Origin of the sequence: Streptomyces sp. Y7 (assembly GCF_043195415.1) — a bacterium.
Taxonomy (GTDB): Bacteria; Actinomycetota; Actinomycetes; order Streptomycetales; family Streptomycetaceae; genus Streptomyces.
In genome coordinates this window covers 1-1307 of sequence record NZ_JBIDDQ010000056.1, presented here as the reverse complement: position 1 = coordinate 1307, position 1307 = coordinate 1, and the positions used below count along the sequence as shown (strand labels likewise).

The 1307-nt window shown below is 58.6% G+C and carries 2 rRNA genes; both read right to left on the bottom strand.

The window, feature by feature from the left end:
* A 23S ribosomal RNA gene (locus tag ACGFW6_RS45080) occupies positions 1-879 on the bottom strand; the annotation flags it as partial.
* Between the two features lie 318 nt (positions 880-1197).
* Positions 1198-1307 (bottom strand): 16S ribosomal RNA (locus ACGFW6_RS45075); the annotation flags it as partial.

Sequence of the window (1307 nt, the reverse complement as noted above, 5' to 3'; positions counted from 1 at the left end):
CCCCTAACCACAGGTCATCCCCCAGGTTTTCAACCCTGGTGGGTTCGGTCCTCCACGAAGTCTTACCTCCGCTTCAACCTGCCCATGGCTAGATCACTCCGCTTCGGGTCTTGAGCGCGCTACTATATCGCCCTATTCGGACTCGCTTTCGCTACGGCTTCCCCACACGGGTTAACCTCGCAACACACCGCAAACTCGCAGGCTCATTCTTCAAAAGGCACGCAGTCACGAGAATGTGCAAGCACATTCCGACGCTCCCACGGCTTGTAGGCACACGGTTTCAGGTACTATTTCACTCCCCTCCCGGGGTACTTTTCACCATTCCCTCACGGTACTATCCGCTATCGGTCACCAGGGAATATTTAGGCTTAGCGGGTGGTCCCGCCAGATTCACACGGGATTTCTCGGGCCCCGTGCTACTTGGGTGTCTCTCAAACGAGCCGCTGACGTTTCGACTACGGGGGTCTTACCCTCTACGCCGGACCTTTCGCATGTCCTTCGCCTACATCAACGGTTTCTGACTCGTCCTGTTGCCGGCAGACAACAGAAGAGAGATCCCACAACCCCGCTCACGCAACCCCTGCCGGGTCTCACACGTAAACGGTTTGGCCTCATCCGGTTTCGCTCGCCACTACTCCCGGAATCACGGTTGTTTTCTCTTCCTGCGGGTACTGAGATGTTTCACTTCCCCGCGTTCCCTCCACATACCCTATGTGTTCAGGTATGGGTGACAGCCCATGACGACTGCCGGGTTTCCCCATTCGGAAACCCCCGGATCAAAGCCTGGTTGACGACTCCCCGGGGACTATCGTGGCCTCCCACGTCCTTCATCGGTTCCTGGTGCCAAGGCATCCACCGTGCGCCCTTAAAAACTTGGCCACAGATGCTCGCGTCCACTGTGCAGTTCTCAAACAACGACCAGCCACCCATCACCCCGCACCGAAGCACGAGTTCACTGGGGCCGGCACCTGAAGGCAGCCATACCGGCCGTACCCTCAGACACCCAACAGCGTGCCCGGCCGTTCCCTGCCCGGAGATCATGCGTTCCACGCTCCGAAGAGCAGTACTGGCAAGCCTCCGACCCAAGAGATCGGCCGAATAATCAACGTTCCACCCATGAGCAACCAGTGCGAGACATTCGCTCGCATGCTGGCCTCTGACCTCGTCCCGAAGGACTCGGTGAGAAGTGCTCCTTAGAAAGGAGGTGATCCAGCCGCACCTTCCGGTACGGCTACCTTGTTACGACTTCGTCCCAATCGCCAGTCCCACCTTCGACAGCTCCCTCCCACAAGGGGTTGGGCCACCGG